We start from the raw sequence: 17,408 nt of genomic DNA, 5'->3' as shown, positions 1-17,408 counted from the left end.
CGCATGACGACACCAGTTCAGAACATCGGAATCAACACACTCGGCGGCACGCCGACCTCACTCGGCGAATACGACGGTCGCGCCGTCCTCGTCGTGAACGTCGCCTCGAAGTGTGGACTGACCCCGCAGTACAAGGGCCTCGAAAAGCTCGCCACCGACTACGCCGACCGCGGGCTGACCGTGATCGGCGTCCCGTGCAACCAGTTCATGGGTCAAGAGCCCGGCACCGCCGAAGAGATCGAGACCTTCTGCTCCACCACCTACGGCGTCACGTTCCCGTTGCTAGAGAAGATCGAGGTGAACGGTGAGAACCGGCACCCGCTCTACGACGAACTGACCAAGGCCGCCGATGCCGAGGGCGCCGCGGGCGACATCCAGTGGAACTTCGAGAAGTTCCTCGTCGCACCCGACGGCACCGTCGTGAACCGGTTCCGTCCCCGCACCGAGCCCGAGGCACCCGAGGTCGTCGGGGCCATCGAGGCGGTCCTGCCCAAGTAGGCGGCTCCGCCGCTCGTGCGCCTTTCTGGTAGCACCCACTACCGGAAAGGCGCACGAGCTTTGCTCGCCGTTCACGTTCACCTGTCACGCTGGGGCCATGACCGGACAGCTGATCGTGTCGGTGTCAGGAATCAAGGACGAGACACGCGACTTCGCGGCCGCGTTCGCCGAGGAGATGGATGCGCGCGGCGTGCCGCTGTCGCTGCTCGTCGCCCCGCGCCTGAAAGACAAGTATCGACTGGTCAACGACCCCGCGACGCAGGACTGGGTCCGCGCGCGCCGATCCCGAGGCGACGCCGTCGTCCTGCACGGATACGACCAGGCCGCGACCAAACGTCGCCGGGCCGAGTTCGCCTCGCTTCCCGAGCACGAGGCGCGGTTGCGACTGCTCGCGGCGGACCGGGTGATGGAGCAGACCGGACTGCGCACCAGACTGTTCGCTCCTCCCCGCTGGCTGGCGTCGCAGGGCGCCGTCGCGGCTCTGCCGTCCGCCGGGTTCCGGCTGCTGGCGACGATGACCGCCATCCACGACCTCGAACGCGAGACGTCGGTGCGGTCGCGGGTGCTGGGGATCGGTGAGGGATTCCGCGCCGAACCGTGGTGGTGCCGGGCGCTCGTACTCGGCTCCGGACGGACCGCCAGGCGCGGGGGCGTGGTGCGCCTCGCCGTCACCGCCAAGCAACTGGGCACGTCGGGACCGCGGCAGGCGATGCTCGACGCCGTCGACCTCGCGCTCTACCACGACGCGCAGCCGCACGTGTACCGCTGGGAGCCGCGGATCCCGCAGATCGGTGCCGCCTGACCCGTGAGTACTTATTAACCGCGGGCGGTTGATAAGTACTCACGGGGCCGTCAGGCCACTTCGATGCTCGACTCGCTCGGCATCGTGCGGAACTCGGTGCCCTCGGGTGCCATGTCCGAGTAGCGGCCGTAGAAGATGCCGGTTGCCTCGTTCGCGATGATCGCCTGGTGGATGGGCACTGCGACCCGCGGTGCGACAGCGCGCAGGTAGTCGATGGCCTCGGAGATCTTCAGCCACGGCGCCGCGGCCGGCAGGGCCAGCACGTCGACCTTCTGTTCCGGGACGAACAGCGAGTCGCCCGGGTGCATCAGCCGGGCGGGGTTGCCGGCGTCGCCGAGCAGGAACGCCGTGTTGTCGATCACGGGGATGTCGGGGTGGATCACCGCGTGCCTGCCGCCGGTGCCGGTGACGTGCACGTCGCCGATGTCGAATTCGTCGCCGGCGTGCACCCCCGTCCACGCGCCGCCGAGTTGGGCCGCGGTCTGCGGGTCGGAGTACAGCGCCGCGCCGGGGTTCGCCTCGACGAGGGCGGGCAGTCGTTGCTGGTCGACGTGGTCGGGGTGCTGGTGGGTGATCAGGATTGCGTCCAGTCCGGTGATGCCCTCGAATCCGTGGGAGAAGTTTCCCGGATCGAAGAGGATGGTGGAACCGTTGAACTCGACGAGGACGCAGCTGTGGCCGAAGTGAGTCAATCGCATGAATTCGAGTATGCGCCTGCGTGCATGGCTCGTCCCGTTCGTCCGATGCGAACCGCAGGCAGGTAGCCCGGTAAACTTCCGGGTGCCCGGTGTTCCACTCTGGGCTCGCGCACAACAACAAGGAGCAGCACGTGGCCCGTGTCGTCGTCGAAGTCATGCCCAAGGCCGAGATTCTCGACCCCCAGGGGCAGGCCATTGTCGGAGCGCTGCCGCGGCTCGGCTTCGCTGGAGTTTCCGATGTCCGTCAGGGCAAGCGGTTCGAGCTCGAGGTCGACGGCAGTGTCGACGACGCTCAGCTCGAGAAGATCGCCGAGGCCCTGCTGGCCAACACGGTGATCGAGAACTGGACCGTGAGGCGCGTCGAAGCATGAGCGCCCGCGTCGGAGTCATCACTTTCCCCGGCACCCTCGACGACGTCGACGCCGCCCGCGCGGTGACCCTCGCCGGCGGCGAGGCCGTGAGCCTGTGGCACGGCGACGCCGACCTCAAGGGTGTCGACGCCGTCATCGTCCCCGGTGGCTTCTCCTACGGCGACTACCTGCGGTGCGGCGCCATCGCCCGGTTCGCGCCCGTCATGGGCAAGGTCGTGCAGGCCGCGCAGGGTGGCATGCCCGTCCTCGGTATCTGCAACGGCTTCCAGGTTCTGTGTGAAGCGGGCCTCCTGCCCGGCGCGCTCACCCGTAACGAAGGCCTGCACTTCATCTGCCGCGACGAGTGGCTGAAGGTCGAGGCCTCGTCGACGGCGTGGACGTCCCGCTACGAGTCGGGTGCCGAGATCCTCATCCCGCTCAAGTCCGGCGAGGGCCGCTACCAGGCGTCGGAGAACGTCCTCGACGAACTCGAGGGTGAGGGCCGCGTCGTGTTCCGCTACGTCGGCGACAACCCGAACGGTTCGCAGCGCGGCATCGCAGGCATCTCCTCGGCCAACGGCCGGGTCGTGGGCCTCATGCCGCACCCCGAGCACGCCACCGAGGCCCTCACCGGCCCCAGCGACGACGGGCTCGGCATGTTCTACTCCGTCCTCGACAGCGTCATCTCCGCCTGAACCGACCGGCACCGTGTGTGGCCGAGGGCCTGCACGGTGCCGGGTCAGACGGCGACGGTTCCCTCGCCGTGCTGTGTGATGCCGCGGCGTTCGGACGCGGTGAGCCCGCCCCAGATTCCGAACGGTTCGGTCACGTTCAGGGCGTGGTCTCGGCATTCGACGAGAACTGGGCAGCGTCGGCAGATCGCTTTCGCGCGACGTTCGCGGTTGCTGCGGGCATTGCCCCGCTCGCCGTCGGGATGAAAGAACACGGACGATTCGACGCCGCGGCACCGGGCGTGTATCTGCCAGTCCCAGGCCTCGGTGTTGGGGTTGGGAAGGCGAGTGGATGACGGCATATCGGCTCCCTCGGAGTGTCGTCGGCGCTGAAAAGCGTTGTGGCACACATTCGATCCCTATTTGACGGCGCGGATCACCACGATCTCTTCGCGGGTCTGGCCGGCCTCGATGAGCCCTCGCCGCTCGAGCATGCCTCTGCGTTCGACGAGGACCGGTCCGAAGGGGATCTCGGCGGTCGCGGCGACGTCGACCCGCATGTTCTGTTCCTCGAGCATCGTCAGCGTCTTCTCGACTCCGCTCAGGCTGGACTGTGCCAGCAGCAGGACGCCACCGGCGACCAGAACGTCGGGGGCCTGGCAGCAGATCCGATCGAGCAGTGCGCGACCGTTCTTACCCGCGTCCCAGGCCCGCGCCGGACCGCGGTCGGGCACGGCGTCGACCAGCGCCGGAACGTACGGCGGGTTGGACACGACGACGTCGAACCGTTCCTCGCGAACCTGCTCGATGAGATCTCCGTGAATCACCCGGATCCGGTGTCCTCCGACAAGGGCATTGAGTCTGATGCTGATCGCCGCTCGCCTCGACACGTCCACCGCGGTCACCCGGCCCGCGCCGGCGGCGGCGGCGCGCACGCTCAGCGCGCCGGTCCCCGCGCAGAGGTCGAGTACCCGGGAATGGGGACCGAGGGGCTCCGCCGCCAGGACGTCGGCCAGCAACTGCGTATCGTGTTGCGGGCGATAGACTCCGGGAAGACGTAGCAGCATCGAAAACTCCTCGGTCGCCGGTCGCATCCTGATGCGTCCACGGCATGGCTTTGGGGCTCACCGTGGACGCCGTGCGTCTCATCACTCCACAGTTACCCCGCGGGGCGCAGGGCCAATCACGCCGATGCGCTCCGACCGCCGTGGCACTGGTCGGAAGTCGCGCAGATTCCGAGGTGAACTGGCACGATCGACGGGTGACGTACACCGAGCAGTTGCGTGACCTCGCGGCCCGGCACGGGGTGGCGACGTCGTACCGGGGTTGGGATCAGCAGCGCCACGACGTGCGTGACGACACGCTCCGCAGCGTCCTCTCGGCCTTGGGCGTTCCCGCAGGAACGGAAGACGAGGTGCGGCGCGCCCTGTCCGAATGCGACGTGGCACCGTGGCGGCGAATGCTGCCGCCCGTTGTCGTCGGTAGGGACGGATCCGAGACCCGTTTCGTGGTCCACGTTCCGCACGGCGAGTCAGTGGACGTCACGATCGACACGGAGTCGGGCGGGACGGTCCCGGCACGCCAACTTCAGGTGTGGGTCGATCCACGGGAAGTCGACGGCGCCCTGGTCGGCCGCGCGACGTTCGTCGTCCCATCCGACGTTCCGTGCGGGTGGCACACGGTGCGGGCGTCCACCTCGGTCACGTCCTCGTCGTGCACGCTCGTGGTGACACCGGCACGATTGTCGACGTCCGACGCACTGAGCGCCCGCCGACGCTGGGGTGTGCTCACACAGTTGTACTCGATCCGGTCGCGTCGTTCCTGGGGTGTCGGGGACCTCGGCGACCTCGCGGATCTCGCGTCGATCTTCGGTTCCGTTCACGGCGCCGACTACGTTCTGGTCAATCCGCTGCATGCCGCGCAGCCCCGGCCACCGATCGAGGCGTCGCCGTACCTGCCGACCACCCGCCGCTACGTCAACCCGATGTACATCCGTGTCGAGAACATCCCGGAGACGGCGTACCTCTCGACGCGACGCCATGCGCGGATGCGCGACGCCGCAGCGCGATTCGAGAGGGCGAACGACCGGTCCGACCGGATAGACCGCAACCCGTCGTATCGGGCCAAACTCCGGGTGCTCGAACGGGTCTTCCGGATCGAGCGCAGCCCGAGCAGGCAGCACGCGTTCGAGGAGTTCTGCCGCGTCGAGGGGGACGGACTGCAGGACTTCGCGACCTGGTGTGCGCTCACCGAGAAACTGCCGCCCGGCGACCCGCGATGGACGACGAAGGCCGGTGCGCCCGACAGCGACTGGGTGCAGGCGCAGCGGCGCAAGCTCGCGCCTCGAATCGAGTTCTACTCGTGGCTGCAATGGGTATGCGACGAACAGCTTTCCGACGCACAGGACGCGGCGCGCGCGGCGGGCATGGACATCGGGATCGTGCATGATCTGGCGGTGGGGGTCCAGCGCGGGGGTGCGGACGCGTGGTCGCTGGGAACGGCTCTGGCGGAGGGTATCACCGTCGGCGCTCCTCCCGACGATTTCAATCAGCAGGGTCAGCAATGGAATCAGCCGCCGTGGCGACCGGATCGGCTGGCCGAACTGGGGTACGCCCCGTACCGCGACATGCTGCGCACCGTGCTGAAGCACGCGGGTGGGCTGCGGGTCGATCACATTCTGGGGCTGTTCCGGCTGTGGTGGATCCCCGCCGACGCGGAGTCGCCGGCGGACGGAACGTACGTTTCCTACGACCACGAGGCTCTCGTCGGGATCCTCGCGCTCGAGGCCGAGCGCGCAGGCGCCGTGGTGATCGGCGAAGATCTCGGGGTTTTCGAACCCGCGGTCCAGGACTACCTCGCCGAGCGCGGGATCCTGGGGACCTCGATCCTGTGGTTCGAGCACGACGGCGAGCGGCCGACACCGCCGGAGCAGTACCGGACCCTGTGCCTGACATCCGTTACCACGCACGATCTTCCGCCGACCGCCGGATACCTGGCCGGCGAACACATCGAATTGCGCTCGCGGCTCGGGCTCCTCGAACGCGACCTCGAACTCGAGAAGGAACACGACGCCCAGCAGCGCGAGGCCGTACTGCAATTGGCGCGCGACCGCGGGTTGCTCGCCGACGACGCGTCGATACCCGACACCGTGAAAGCGTTGTACCGGCTCATCAACCGCAGTCCGTCGTTGCTGTCGGGTGTCGCTCTCGCCGACCTGGTGGGGGAGTACCGCGTCCAGAATCAGCCGGGCACCGACGAGACCCAGTACTCGAACTGGAAGATTCCCCTCGCCGACGCGTCGGGGCGTGCCGTCCACGTCGAGGACCTGGCGGACGGCGATTTCGGGTTCGTCGACGACGCCGGCTGATCCCGGCCGTCAGGGTGCGAGGGCGCGCATCGCCAGGTCGACGACGGCGTCCGCGTGGTCGTGGGTGAGGGGATGCGCTCCGCTCTGCCAGCGGTAGAACATCGGCGCCATGAACAACTCGAACGCGAGAGCGAGGTCGACGTCGGGCCGCACCTGCCCGGCGTCCTGCGCGGAGCGGAACCGCGCCGCGACGAACTCGAACTGCGGCCGGTAGATCCGCTCGACGATCTGTTCCTGCAGTGCGGGGTCCTGCAGCGATTCGATGGACAGCGCCCGGAACAGCGGTTCGAAATCGGGCGAGGTGAACTCGTCGACCGTGGCCCGCAGGACCAGGCGCATGTCGGCGGCGAGGTCGCCGGTGTCCGGCAGGGCCATGGTCGACCCGCGTTCGACGGTCGGCACCCCCTCCTGGGCGCCGGCCGCGTTCTGTTCGTGCAGGGCGTCCACGACGAGCGCGCCCTTGGACCGCCACCACCGGTAGATGGTCTGTTTCCCGACCTTGGCGCGCGCGGCGATGCCTTCGATGCTGATCGTCCCGTAGGGCTGTTCGCGGATCAGTTCCTGCGTGGCCTGCAGGATCGCGGCGCGGGACCGTTCGGAACGGCGGGGATTGTCGGCGGACGGCATGAACGGATCGTAGACCAGACGAGACGTATCGTCTTGACTTAGCTTTTGGCACGTGCCAGTCTTGAGCGAGACGGACCGTTCCGTATCGGAAAGGATGAAGATGACCCGCTCGCACATCGCCATGGTCAGCATTCCGGCGCCCGGGCATGTCAACCCGAGCCTGGAGATTCTCCGAGAACTCGTCACGCGCGGACACCGCGTGACGTATGCCAACGACGCCGCCGTGAAGGACGTCGTCGAGAGCACCGGGGCGGAGTTCAAGGAATACGCCTCGACGTTGCCGCGGGTGAACACCGCGGGTGCGACGGAGGAGTCCGGGAAGTCCTGGGACGGCGACACCATCGATCAGCTCACTCTGTTCCAGGCCGAGTACGAGTCGATGCTGCCCCAACTGCGGGCGCTGTACGAGGACGACCGCCCCGACCTGTTCCTCTACGACATCGCGGGAGGCCCCGCCCGCGTCCTCGCCGAGGAATGGGGCGTGCCGATCGTGCAATTGTCGCCGACGTACGTGGCGTGGGAGGGCTACGAAGACGACATGAAGTCGTTCGTGGACACGATGCGGGCGGACCCACGCGGGGCGGCACTGTACGCGCGGCAAGGGAAGCTGCTGCGGGACAACGGTGTCCAGACGGACCCGGACGAGTTCTACGGCCGCCCGGCCCGGGCGGTCGTGCTGATCGCGAAATCGATGCAGCCCAACGCCGACCGGGTGAACAAGGACGTCTACACGTTCGTCGGACCGGCTCTGCCCACCCGGCGACCCGCCGACGGCAGGTGGCAGCGCCCGGCAGACGCGGGCAAAGTGCTGCTCATCTCGCTCGGCACCGCGTTCACCGATCACGCCGACTTCTACCGTCGTTGCATCGAGGCGTTCGGCGACCTCGACGGCTGGCACGTCGTTCTGCAGATCGGGCAGCACGTCGACGTCGCCGAACTCGGGACCGTGCCCGCCAACGTCGAGGTCCACCGGTGGGTGCCCCAGTTCGACATCCTCGGGCAGGCCGACGCGTTCCTCACCCACGCCGGCATGGGCGGGTCCAGTGAGGGAATGTTCACGGGAACTCCGATGATCGCCGCGCCGCAGGCCACCGACCAGTTCGACAACGCCGACGCGCTCGTCGCTGCGGGAGTCGCGGTGCGAGTGGACAGTTCGGACGTGTCGGCAGCCGAGTTGCGGGACGCGCTCGCGCACGTCGACGCCGAGCCGGTCCGGCGCCGCAGCGCGGAGCTCGCCGCCGAGTTGCGTTCTGCGGGTGGAGTGGACGCCGCCGTGAGGGTGATCGAGAAGTTCCTCTGAAGCCGCGAAACGTGTCGGTGGTCACGTCTACTGTGCGGGCATGGCACTCACACTCGGCATGATCACGTTCGACACCACGGATCCGGGGCCGCTCGCGAAGTGGTGGGCGAAGCAGACGGCGGGCACGATCGAGCAGGAGAACGACGGCTGGTTCTACGTCGTCGCACTCCCGGAGTCCGCGCAGAAACTGGCGTTCCAGAAGGTCGGCGACCCCACTCCGGGGAAGAACCGCATCCACCTCGACCTGGCGTCCGACGACCTCGACGGCGAGGTGGGCAGGCTGAGTGCCGAGGGCGCGACGGAGGTCGCACAGCACGAAATGGGCGATTTCCGGTGGGTCACGCTCGCCGATCCCGACGGCAACCAGTTCTGCGTCTCGGGTCCCCACACGTGACAGCGGGTCCTGCATGATTGACCCCATGCCTTCCACTACGTGGGCCGACGCCCAGGGACTCTGCACGTTCGTCGATGCATCACCGTCGCCGTTCCATGTGTGCGAAACGGTGTCGATGTTGCTGACCGGCAACGGATTCACCGAGTTGCACGAGACCGACTCGTGGCCCGGCGAGCCCGGCCGGTACTTCCTGGTGCGCGGCGGATCCCTCATCGCGTGGAGTACCGAAGGACTGGGCCGGACGGCGCCGTTCCGCATCGTCGGCGGGCACACCGACAGCCCGAACCTGCGCGTCAAGCAGCACCCCGACCTGTCGTCGGCAGGGTGGCAGCTGGTGGGTCTCGAACCGTACGGCGGCGCGTGGCTCAACTCGTGGCTCGACCGCGACCTGGGCATCTCCGGGCGGCTGAGCGTGCGGGCCGGCAACACGGTCGAGGAGAAACTCGTCCGCGTCGACGAACCGATCCTGCGCGTCCCGCAGCTGGCGATCCACCTGTCCGAGGACCGCAAGGGCGTCCACCTCGATCCGCAGCGCCACCTCAACGGGGTGTGGGGCGTGGGGTCCGAACGCCGCTCGTTCATCGACTTCGTGGCCGACCGGGCGGAGGTGCCTGCCGGCGCGGTGCTCGGGTGGGAACTGATGACCCACGATCTCGCGCCCAGCGCGATCGTCGGAACCGAACAGGACCTCGTCAGTGCGCCGCGACTCGACAACCAGGGCACCTGCTACGCGGGCACCCAGGCGCTGCTCGCGGCGGCCGAGAACCCCGGGGATCGGGTGCCGGTGCTCGCGCTGTTCGACCACGAGGAGGTGGGGAGCATGTCCGATCGGGGCGCGTTCTCCGATCTCCTGAGCACCGTGCTCGAGCGCATCGTCCTCGGCCGCGGCGGCGGTCGCGAAGAATTCCTGCAGACAATGGCCGGATCGATCTGCGCGTCCGGAGACATGGCGCACGCGACGCACCCCAACTACCCGGACCGGCACGAGCCCGCGCACCACATCGCCGTCAACGGGGGACCGGTGCTCAAGGTCAACCAGAACCTCCGCTACGCCACCGACGCGGCCGGAGCCGGCGCGTTCGCCCTCGCCTGCGACCAGGCCGGCGTGCCGCTGCAGCGGTACGTGCACCGCGCCGATCTGCCGTGCGGTTCGACCATCGGCCCGATCACCGCATCCAGGACCGGGCTGAGCACCGTCGACGTGGGTGCCGCCCAGCTCGGAATGCACTCGTCGCGGGAGCTGATGGGCGCCCGTGACGTGCGGGCCTATTCCGACGCACTTGCGGCCTTCCTCACACCGACGGCGTGAGGAAGCGGGGCGAGCAGCGCCAGGTCGGTACCGGAACGAGCCGCCGGATAGACTGACGTACGGCTCGTCGCCACCCGGCTTGCGCCGACCGTGACTCCCGGCTTGCCTCTCTTGACTCCCGTAGGGAAGGGACCCCACCTCCAGTGTCAGCACACCCGGTCGATACCGTCACCGCCGCCACCGCGACCCCCGACGTCCCACAGCCCTTCAAGGAACTGGGTCTGAAGGACGACGAGTACGCCCGTATCAAGGAGATCCTGGGCCGCCGCCCCACCGAGGCCGAGCTCGCGATGTACTCGGTGATGTGGAGCGAGCACTGCTCCTACAAGTCGTCCAAGGTGCACCTGAAGTACTTCGGTGAGACCACGACCGACGAGATGCGTTCCTCGATGCTCGCGGGCATCGGCGAGAACGCCGGCGTCGTCGACATCGGCGACGGCTGGGCCGTCACGTTCAAAGTCGAGAGCCACAACCATCCCTCCTACGTGGAGCCCTACCAGGGCGCGGCCACCGGCGTCGGCGGCATCGTCCGCGACATCATGGCCATGGGCGCACGGCCCATCGCCGTCATGGACCAGCTGCGCTTCGGTGCGGCGGATGCCCCCGACACCCGACGCGTCGTCGACGGTGTGGTGCGCGGTGTCGGCGGGTACGGCAACTCGCTCGGCCTCCCCAACGTCGGCGGCGAGACCGTGTTCGACGAGTCGTACGCCGGTAACCCCCTGGTCAACGCCCTGTGCGCCGGCGCGATGCGCGTCGAGGACCTGCATCTCGCGTTCGCGTCCGGTGCCGGCAACAAGATCATCCTGTTCGGTGCGCGCACCGGCCTCGACGGCATCGGCGGCGTCTCCGTCCTCGCGTCGGAGACGTTCGACGGCGACGAGTCCGGAACCGGGCGGAAGAAGCTCCCGGCTGTGCAGGTGGGTGACCCGTTCACCGAGAAGGTGCTCATCGAGTGCTGTCTCGAGCTGTACGCCGCGAAGCTCGTGGTCGGAATCCAGGACCTCGGCGGCGCCGGCCTGTCCTGCGCCACGTCCGAGCTCGCCGCGGCCGGCGACGGTGGCATGCACATCAACCTCGAGCAGGTCCCGATGCGGGCCACCGGCATGACTGCGGCCGAGGTGCTGTCCAGCGAGTCCCAGGAACGCATGTGCGCGGTCGTCACCCCCGACAACGTCGACGCGTTCATGGAGGTCTGCAAGAAGTGGGACGTCCTCGCCACCGTCATCGGTGAGGTCACCGACGGCGAGCGGCTCACCATCTCCTGGCACGGCGAGACCGTCGTCGACGTGCCGCCGCGCACCGTCGCCCACGAGGGCCCGGTGTACGAGCGCCCCGTGCAGCGTCCCGCGAGCCAGGACGCCCTCGTCGCCAACACCACCGCCGGACTGAAGCGTCCCGAGTCGGCCGACGAACTGAAGTCCACCCTGCTGAAGATGCTCGCGTCCCCGGCGCTGTGCAGCCGCAAGTGGATCACCGAGCAGTACGACCGCTACGTGCGCGGCAACACCGTCCTGGCCGAGAACGCCGACTCGGGCGTGATCCGCGTCGACGAGAAGACGGGCCGCGGCATCGCGCTCGCCACCGACGCGTCCGGCCGCTACACCGCGCTCGACCCGTACGCCGGCGCGCAGCTCGCGCTCGCCGAGGCCTTCCGCAACGTCGCCGTCACCGGCGCCACCCCCAAGGCCGTCAGCAACTGCCTGAACTTCGGGTCCCCCGAGGATCCCGGCGTCATGTGGCAGTTCCAGCAGGCCGTCCGCGGCCTGGCGGACGGCTGCGCGAAGCTCGGCATCCCCGTGACCGGCGGCAACGTCAGCTTCTACAACCAGACCGGGTCGACCCCGATCCTGCCCACCCCGGTGGTGGCAGTGCTCGGCGTCATCGACGACGTGCACCGTCGCATCCCCACCGGTCTCGGACTGGAACCGGGCGAGACGCTCATCCTGCTCGGCGACACCCACGACGAGTTCGACGGGTCCATCTGGTCGCAGGTCGAGCACGGCCACCTCGGCGGCGTTCCGCCGAAGGTCGACCTCGAGCGGGAACAGTTGCTGGCCGACATCCTCCTCGCGGCGTCCCGCGACGGACTGGTGTCCGCGGCGCACGACCTGTCCGAAGGTGGTCTCGCGCAGACCGTCGTCGAGGCCGCGCTGGCCGGGGAGACAGGCTGCCGCATCCTGCTTCCCGACGACGCCGATCCGTTCGTCACCCTGTTCTCCGAGTCGTCGGGCCGCGTGCTCGTCGCGGTCCCGCGCACCGAGGAAACTCGCTTTACCGGCATGTGCACGGCCCGTAATCTCCCGTGGGTGCGCATCGGTGTCGTCGACGAGGGGTCCGATTCCGTGGAGGTCCAGGACCAGTTCTCGGTCTCGCTGGCCGAGCTGCGCACAACGTTCGAGGGAACTCTGCCGGCATTGTTCGGGTGATGAATGGTCGAATCGGGGGCATTGGAGAGGGTTGACAGGGGGCCGCGGGAACTCTCGCGGCTGGTTGATCCTGCACTCCTCCACGGTCCCCGACTCGACCGGACCTGGCGTTTCCTTCGGCTCGACTTCACCGGCATCGCGTTCGCGACGCTGTTCTTCTGCTGGTCGCTGACGCCGTCGCTGCTGCCCCGCGACTGGTTGTTCCAGGGGCTGATCGGCGGCATCAACGCCGCGATCGGCTACACGGTGGGAACGGCGATCGGCTGGCTGGTGCGCCGCTACTTCCTGCGGCACCGGTCGTGGTGGCCGTTGCCGGAACCGTGGTCCACCGGCCTGCGCGTCATCGTGACGGTGACCTGTGTGGTCGTGAGTCTCGTGATGCTCGCGTACTCCGCGGCATGGCAGCGCGAGCTCGCCGCGCTGATGGGGGCGGAGGGAACCACCACCACCGGCTACATCCGCACGGGCGGTTTGAGCCTGCTCGTGGGCGCCACGATCATCTCGGTGTGGCGGCTGCTGCGCGAACTGGTGCGGTGGATCGCGGCACGACTGATCCGGCGGTGGCACCTCGCGATCCCGACGGCCACCACCGTCGGCATCCTCATCGTGACGGTGTTGTTCTTCCTGCTCGTCGACGGCGTTCTGATGCGCGGCATCTACGCCGCCACGAATGCAGCGTTCAGCCTGCAGAATTCGACCACCCGCGACGGCACCGAGCAACCACTCGACCCGGAGAAGTCGGGCAGCCCCGAGTCGCTCGCCCCCTGGGACACCCTGGGGTACGAGGGCCGGAACTTCGTGTCCCGAGGGCTCGACGCCGACGAACTCACGGCAGCCAACGGCACACCGGCCAAGGACCCCATCCGCGTCTACGCAGGACTCGAGACCGCCGAGGACCCGGACGCGCGCATGGATACCGTCATCGACGAACTCGAGCGGACCGGCGCGTTCTCGCGCAAGGTCCTCGTCGTCATCCCCACCACCGGCACCGGCTGGATCAATCCGACTGCGGCGCAGGCGATCGAGCTGGTCCACAACGGCGACACGGCGTTGGTGGCCAGCCAGTACTCGTTCCTGCCGAGCTGGATCTCGTTCCTCGCCGACCGCGAGAAGGCCGCGGAGGCGGGGAAGGAACTGATCGACCGCGTGCACGAGCGGTGGCTGCAGGAACCCGAGGCGACGCGCCCCAAATTGCTGGTCTACGGCGAAAGTCTCGGCACGCAGGCGGGGGAGGGCGCCTTCGACACGCTCAGCGATATCCGGCAGACCGTCGACGGCGTGCTGTGGGTCGGACCGCCCAACTCGAACCGCCTGTGGGGACAGCTGATCCAGCGCCGAGACCCCGGCACTCCCGAGGTGGACCCCGAGTACGCGGCGGGTCTGGTGGTGCGGTTCGCCGACGACTCCGCCGACATGGTCGAGAACACCGGTGAGTGGCTGTCGCCGCGCATCCTGTACATCCAGCATCCGTCCGATCCCGTCGTGTGGTGGTCGCCCGACCTCGCGTTCACCCGGCCCGACTGGTTGAAGGAAACACCGGGCGAGGATCGTTCGCCGTCCATGAAATGGTTTCCGTTCGTGACCTTCTGGCAGGTCTCCGCCGACCTCACCAACGCCGCCGGGGTGCCGGACGGGCACGGCCACAATTACGGGACTCTCGTCCTCGACGGCTGGATCACGGTCGCCCAGCCCGAGGGGTGGACACCAGTCGACACCGAACGCGTCCGGTCCACTCTCGAATCCCTCGCCGGAACAGAGGGTCCGGAGAAGTGAGCAGGCGCGCCTCCGTTGCCGGTGCGACGGCGGCCGTGCTGTGGAACAACGTGGTGCTGCCCGGTTCGGGGCTCGGCCCGTACGGGCGGGCCGTCGCGGGAGGCGCGCTCGGACTGTCGGTCGTGGGAGCCGCGCGTGCCGCAGGGTACGGCGTCGACGAACTCGGCCTGTCCGCGTCGAAGGTGCCGTCCGGGCTGCGGTACGGCGCCCTGGCGTCACTGATTCCGCTCGCCGGATACGCCATCACACTGAGCGTGCCCGCACTGCGCAGACGCGTGCCGACGGGCGACGGCGTCACCGCTTTCGTCGGCTGGGTGGGGTTCCGGATCCCGGTGGGGACCGTGGCGCACGAAGAACTGCTGTTCCGCAGCGTCCTGTCCGCGATGCTGCGCCGGGCCTGGCCGCCCGCGCCTGCCCACGTCCTGCACGCCGCCGCGTTCGGGCTGTGGCACGTGCGCGCGGCCCGGATCGCCGGTGACGGTGTCGCCGCGAGCGTGCTGCTCACCGGTTCCTCCGCGTGGCTGTTCGAGTGGTTGCGTCGACGCAGCGGCAGCGTCGTAGCCCCTGCACTGCTGCACCTTTCGGTCAATGTCGGCGGGGTGGTGGCCGCCGAATTCGTGCGGGCCCGCACAGTAGATTGAGCGTATGCCGCCGCGCCGAGCCGTAGATCCCGCCGAACTGAGGGCCGCCGTACTCGAGGTCGGTCCGTGGCTGCGCGGCGATTCCGAGGAGAAACCGTCCCGCACCCAGCTGGCCGCGGCGGTCCGGCTCAGCGCGCGGACGCTCGAGCAGGTCGCGCCCGGTTCGAGCGTGGAGGTGCGGGTTCCCCCGTTCGTCGCGGTCCAGTGCATCGAGGGTCCCCGGCACACCCGCGGCACCCCGCCGAACGTCGTGGAGACCGACCCCCGGACGTGGCTGCTGCTGGTGACGGGACTGCTGGAGTTCGACAGCGCGACCGCCTACGGCGGAGTCTCGGTGTCGGGGAGTCGCGCCGGGGAGATCGCCCACTGGCTGCCGCTGCTGCGCGTATAGCTAGCCCAGCCACAACGCGCGGCAGGCCCGCTCGACCCGTCGTCGGACGGACGCACGGCGAGCACCTGACGGGTCGTCAGCCGGTCCTTCTCCTCGAACCCCAGGGCGCTGGCCGCGACGTCGGGGCACCTCCACCGACGTCGGACGGAGACCGAGGCCGCCGAGCCGGACGAATGTCGACAGTGACTTCAGGACGGTGCCGCGGTCGGATCCGCGGACTCTGAGAGTGCCCAGCCGGTCGACGAGATCCGGAAGCGTCAGCAGCCGGAAGACGTCGCCCTCGATTTCGAGGTCACCGGACGTGCACGGGAATGGTGATGCCCATCGCACCTTCGAAGGCGCTCAGCAGGCGTTCTGCGCCGGTCGGTGCCGTGCTGCGGACGTTCATCGGAAGAGCCCCCGCGCTGTGGTTCGAGGATGCTGATCGACACCGAAACCAATCCATTTTCGGCCGTCCGTCCGCCAGTCGGGCCGGTTCGATCGGCACCGTGGGCGAAGCGACGGCGAAGGGCACGTAGACTGACCTTGCCCCTCACACGCCCATCCCCAGGGAGCACCCCGGTGACCAGAGCCGATCTGTCGGTCCACAGTCCTAATCTTCTCTCTTCGAACCCGTCCGACGAGGACGAGAACGAGCCCCGCGAGGAATGCGGAGTCTTCGGCGTCTGGGCGCCGGGAGAGGATGTGGCGAAACTCACCTATTACGGGCTTTATGCTCTGCAGCACCGTGGGCAGGAAGCGGCGGGCATTGCCGTCGCCGACGGTTCGCAGGTGCTGGTCTTCAAGGACCTCGGGTTGGTCAGCCAGGTGTTCGACGAGCAGACCCTGGCAGCGATGCCGGGCCACGTCGCCGTCGGCCACTGTCGCTACTCCACCACGGGCTCGACCACGTGGGAGAACGCGCAGCCGATCTTCCGGACCACCGCCGCGGGTAGCGGCATCGCCCTCGGGCACAACGGCAACCTCGTCAACACGGCGGAGCTGGCGCAGCGCGCCCGTGAAGCCGGCCTGGTCAACGACAAGCGCCCCGGCGGCGCCACGTCCGACTCGGACGTCGTCGGCGCCCTCCTCGCGCACGCCGCCACGGACAGCACCATCGAGCAGGCGGCCATGAAGCTCCTGCCGACGCTGCGCGGCGCGTTCTGCCTCACCTTCATGGACGAGCACACGCTCTACGCGGCCCGTGACCCGCACGGCATCCGCCCGCTGTGCCTCGGACGCCTGGACCGCGGCTGGGTCGTCGCCAGCGAGACGGCCGCACTCGACATCGTCGGCGCGTCCTTCGTCCGCGACATCGAGCCCGGCGAACTGCTCGCCATCGACGCCGACGGTGTCCGCTCCTCCCGCTTCGCGAACCCCGAGCCCAAGGGCTGCGTGTTCGAGTACGTGTACCTGGCTCGCCCGGACAGTGTCATCGCCGGACGTTCGGTGCACTCCACCCGCGTCGAGATCGGCCGCCGCCTCGCCACCGAGCACCCCGCCGAGGGCGACCTCGTCATCCCGGTCCCCGAATCGGGCACTCCGGCCGCGGTCGGGTACGCGCAGGGGTCGGGCATTCCGTACGGCCAGGGTCTGATGAAGAACGCCTACGTCGGCCGCACCTTCATCCAGCCGTCGCAGACGATCCGCCAGCTCGGTATCCGCCTCAAGCTCAACCCGCTCAAGGAAGTCATCCGCGGCAAGCGCCTCGTGGTGGTGGACGATTCGATCGTCCGCGGTAACACCCAGCGCGCCCTCATCCGGATGCTCCGCGAGGCCGGCGCACTGGAGATCCATGTCCGGATCGCGTCGCCGCCGGTGAAGTGGCCCTGCTTCTACGGCATCGACTTCGCCTCACCGGCCGAGCTGATCGCCAACGGCGCGGGCGGCGGTGGCGAGCCCGGCAGCTTCGACGAGATGCTCGAAGGGGTGCGCCGTTCCATCGGCGCCGACACCCTCGGCTACATCTCCACCGAAGGCATGATCGCCGCCACCGAGCAGCCTGCGACGCGACTGTGCGCGGCCTGCTTCGACGGCACGTACCCCATCGCGCTCCCCACGGAGACGTCGATCGGAAAGAACGTTCTCGAGGGAATGCTCGAGAGCGCGGCAGGCGGTCCCGCGACGCGGGAGAACGACAACGCGAACGCCCTCAGTCGGCCGTAGGCCGGACCATCGG

General features: G+C 68.8%; 17 protein-coding genes. 13 read left to right on the top strand and 4 right to left on the bottom strand.

Annotated features, from left to right (window positions below; genetic code table 11):
- Nucleotides 1-3: 3 nt before the first annotated feature.
- A complete protein-coding gene (locus tag ACFVJ3_RS31280) occupies nucleotides 4-498 on the top strand; it encodes a glutathione peroxidase (RefSeq protein WP_378455762.1) in 495 nt (164 codons plus the stop codon).
- A 97-nt stretch (nucleotides 499-595) separates the two neighbouring features.
- Nucleotides 596-1,300 carry a DUF2334 domain-containing protein gene (locus tag ACFVJ3_RS31275; protein WP_378455761.1) on the top strand — a complete coding sequence of 235 codons (705 nt, stop codon included), beginning with the start codon at nucleotides 596-598 and terminating at the stop codon, nucleotides 1,298-1,300.
- A 50-nt stretch (nucleotides 1,301-1,350) separates the two neighbouring features.
- Here the strand turns inward: ACFVJ3_RS31275 and ACFVJ3_RS31270 are convergent, their stop codons facing one another.
- A complete protein-coding gene (locus ACFVJ3_RS31270; protein WP_378455760.1) occupies nucleotides 1,351-1,998 on the bottom strand; it encodes an MBL fold metallo-hydrolase in 648 nt (215 codons plus the stop codon).
- A 131-nt stretch (nucleotides 1,999-2,129) separates the two neighbouring features.
- Here ACFVJ3_RS31270 and purS point away from each other — a divergent pair, with 131 nt between their 5' ends.
- Both purS and purQ read left to right on the top strand, forming a co-directional pair.
- Nucleotides 2,130-2,369 carry a phosphoribosylformylglycinamidine synthase subunit PurS gene (gene purS / locus ACFVJ3_RS31265; RefSeq protein WP_378455759.1) on the top strand — a complete coding sequence of 80 codons (240 nt, stop codon included), beginning with the start codon at nucleotides 2,130-2,132 and terminating at the stop codon, nucleotides 2,367-2,369.
- A complete protein-coding gene (purQ, locus tag ACFVJ3_RS31260) occupies nucleotides 2,366-3,043 on the top strand; it encodes a phosphoribosylformylglycinamidine synthase subunit PurQ (protein WP_378455758.1) in 678 nt (225 codons plus the stop codon). Before purS ends, purQ begins: the two co-directional genes overlap by 4 nt.
- Before the next feature lie 44 nt (nucleotides 3,044-3,087).
- Here the strand turns inward: purQ and ACFVJ3_RS31255 are convergent, their stop codons facing one another.
- Together ACFVJ3_RS31255 and ACFVJ3_RS31250 are read right to left on the bottom strand one after the other, a co-directional pair.
- Complete coding sequence (locus tag ACFVJ3_RS31255) at nucleotides 3,088-3,381, bottom strand: WhiB family transcriptional regulator (RefSeq protein WP_378455757.1); 294 nt, start codon at nucleotides 3,379-3,381, stop codon at nucleotides 3,088-3,090.
- A 57-nt stretch (nucleotides 3,382-3,438) separates the two neighbouring features.
- On the bottom strand, nucleotides 3,439-4,086 hold the full coding sequence (locus ACFVJ3_RS31250) for a HemK2/MTQ2 family protein methyltransferase (protein ID WP_378455756.1): 648 nt from the start codon (nucleotides 4,084-4,086) through the stop codon (nucleotides 3,439-3,441).
- Between the two features lie 194 nt (nucleotides 4,087-4,280).
- Between ACFVJ3_RS31250 and malQ the strand changes: the two genes are divergently transcribed.
- On the top strand, nucleotides 4,281-6,386 hold the full coding sequence (gene malQ / locus ACFVJ3_RS31245) for a 4-alpha-glucanotransferase (RefSeq protein ID WP_378455755.1): 2,106 nt from the start codon (nucleotides 4,281-4,283) through the stop codon (nucleotides 6,384-6,386).
- Between the two features lie 9 nt (nucleotides 6,387-6,395).
- Here the strand turns inward: malQ and ACFVJ3_RS31240 are convergent, their stop codons facing one another.
- Complete coding sequence (locus ACFVJ3_RS31240; RefSeq protein WP_378455754.1) at nucleotides 6,396-7,013, bottom strand: TetR/AcrR family transcriptional regulator; 618 nt, start codon at nucleotides 7,011-7,013, stop codon at nucleotides 6,396-6,398.
- Nucleotides 7,014-7,107: 94 nt separating this feature from the next.
- Between ACFVJ3_RS31240 and ACFVJ3_RS31235 the strand changes: the two genes are divergently transcribed.
- The 8 genes from ACFVJ3_RS31235 to purF all read left to right on the top strand — a co-directional run bounded on the left by ACFVJ3_RS31235 (nucleotide 7,108) and on the right by purF (nucleotide 17,395).
- Entirely contained in the window at nucleotides 7,108-8,313 is a 1,206-nt protein-coding gene (locus ACFVJ3_RS31235; protein ID WP_378455777.1) for a macrolide family glycosyltransferase, read from the top strand.
- Between the two features lie 40 nt (nucleotides 8,314-8,353).
- On the top strand, nucleotides 8,354-8,707 hold the full coding sequence (locus ACFVJ3_RS31230) for a VOC family protein (RefSeq protein WP_378455753.1): 354 nt from the start codon (nucleotides 8,354-8,356) through the stop codon (nucleotides 8,705-8,707).
- 25 nt (nucleotides 8,708-8,732) lie between these two features.
- Nucleotides 8,733-10,016 (top strand): M18 family aminopeptidase, encoded by a 1,284-nt coding sequence (locus tag ACFVJ3_RS31225; protein WP_378455752.1) that lies wholly within the window; start codon nucleotides 8,733-8,735, stop codon nucleotides 10,014-10,016.
- A gap of 143 nt (nucleotides 10,017-10,159) precedes the next feature.
- Nucleotides 10,160-12,445 carry a phosphoribosylformylglycinamidine synthase subunit PurL gene (gene purL / locus ACFVJ3_RS31220; RefSeq protein ID WP_378455751.1) on the top strand — a complete coding sequence of 762 codons (2,286 nt, stop codon included), beginning with the start codon at nucleotides 10,160-10,162 and terminating at the stop codon, nucleotides 12,443-12,445.
- Between the two features lie 3 nt (nucleotides 12,446-12,448).
- Complete coding sequence (locus ACFVJ3_RS31215) at nucleotides 12,449-14,218, top strand: alpha/beta hydrolase (protein WP_378455750.1); 1,770 nt, start codon at nucleotides 12,449-12,451, stop codon at nucleotides 14,216-14,218.
- Entirely contained in the window at nucleotides 14,215-14,859 is a 645-nt protein-coding gene (locus tag ACFVJ3_RS31210) for a CPBP family intramembrane glutamic endopeptidase (protein WP_378455749.1), read from the top strand. The genes ACFVJ3_RS31215 and ACFVJ3_RS31210 overlap by 4 nt, the downstream gene beginning before the upstream one ends.
- Nucleotides 14,860-14,863: 4 nt before the next feature.
- A complete protein-coding gene (locus ACFVJ3_RS31205; protein ID WP_378455748.1) occupies nucleotides 14,864-15,250 on the top strand; it encodes a sterol carrier family protein in 387 nt (128 codons plus the stop codon).
- Between the two features lie 561 nt (nucleotides 15,251-15,811).
- The gene (gene purF, locus ACFVJ3_RS31200) at nucleotides 15,812-17,395 is read left to right on the top strand and encodes an amidophosphoribosyltransferase (protein WP_378455747.1); all 1,584 of its coding nucleotides are present in this window, start codon (nucleotides 15,812-15,814) and stop codon (nucleotides 17,393-17,395) included.
- The last annotated feature ends 13 nt before the right edge of the window (nucleotides 17,396-17,408 follow it).

Source organism: Rhodococcus sp. NPDC127593 (genome assembly GCF_042671975.1).
Classification (GTDB): domain Bacteria; phylum Actinomycetota; class Actinomycetes; order Mycobacteriales; family Mycobacteriaceae; genus Rhodococcus_F.
This window is presented reverse-complemented; position numbering and strand designations above follow the sequence as displayed.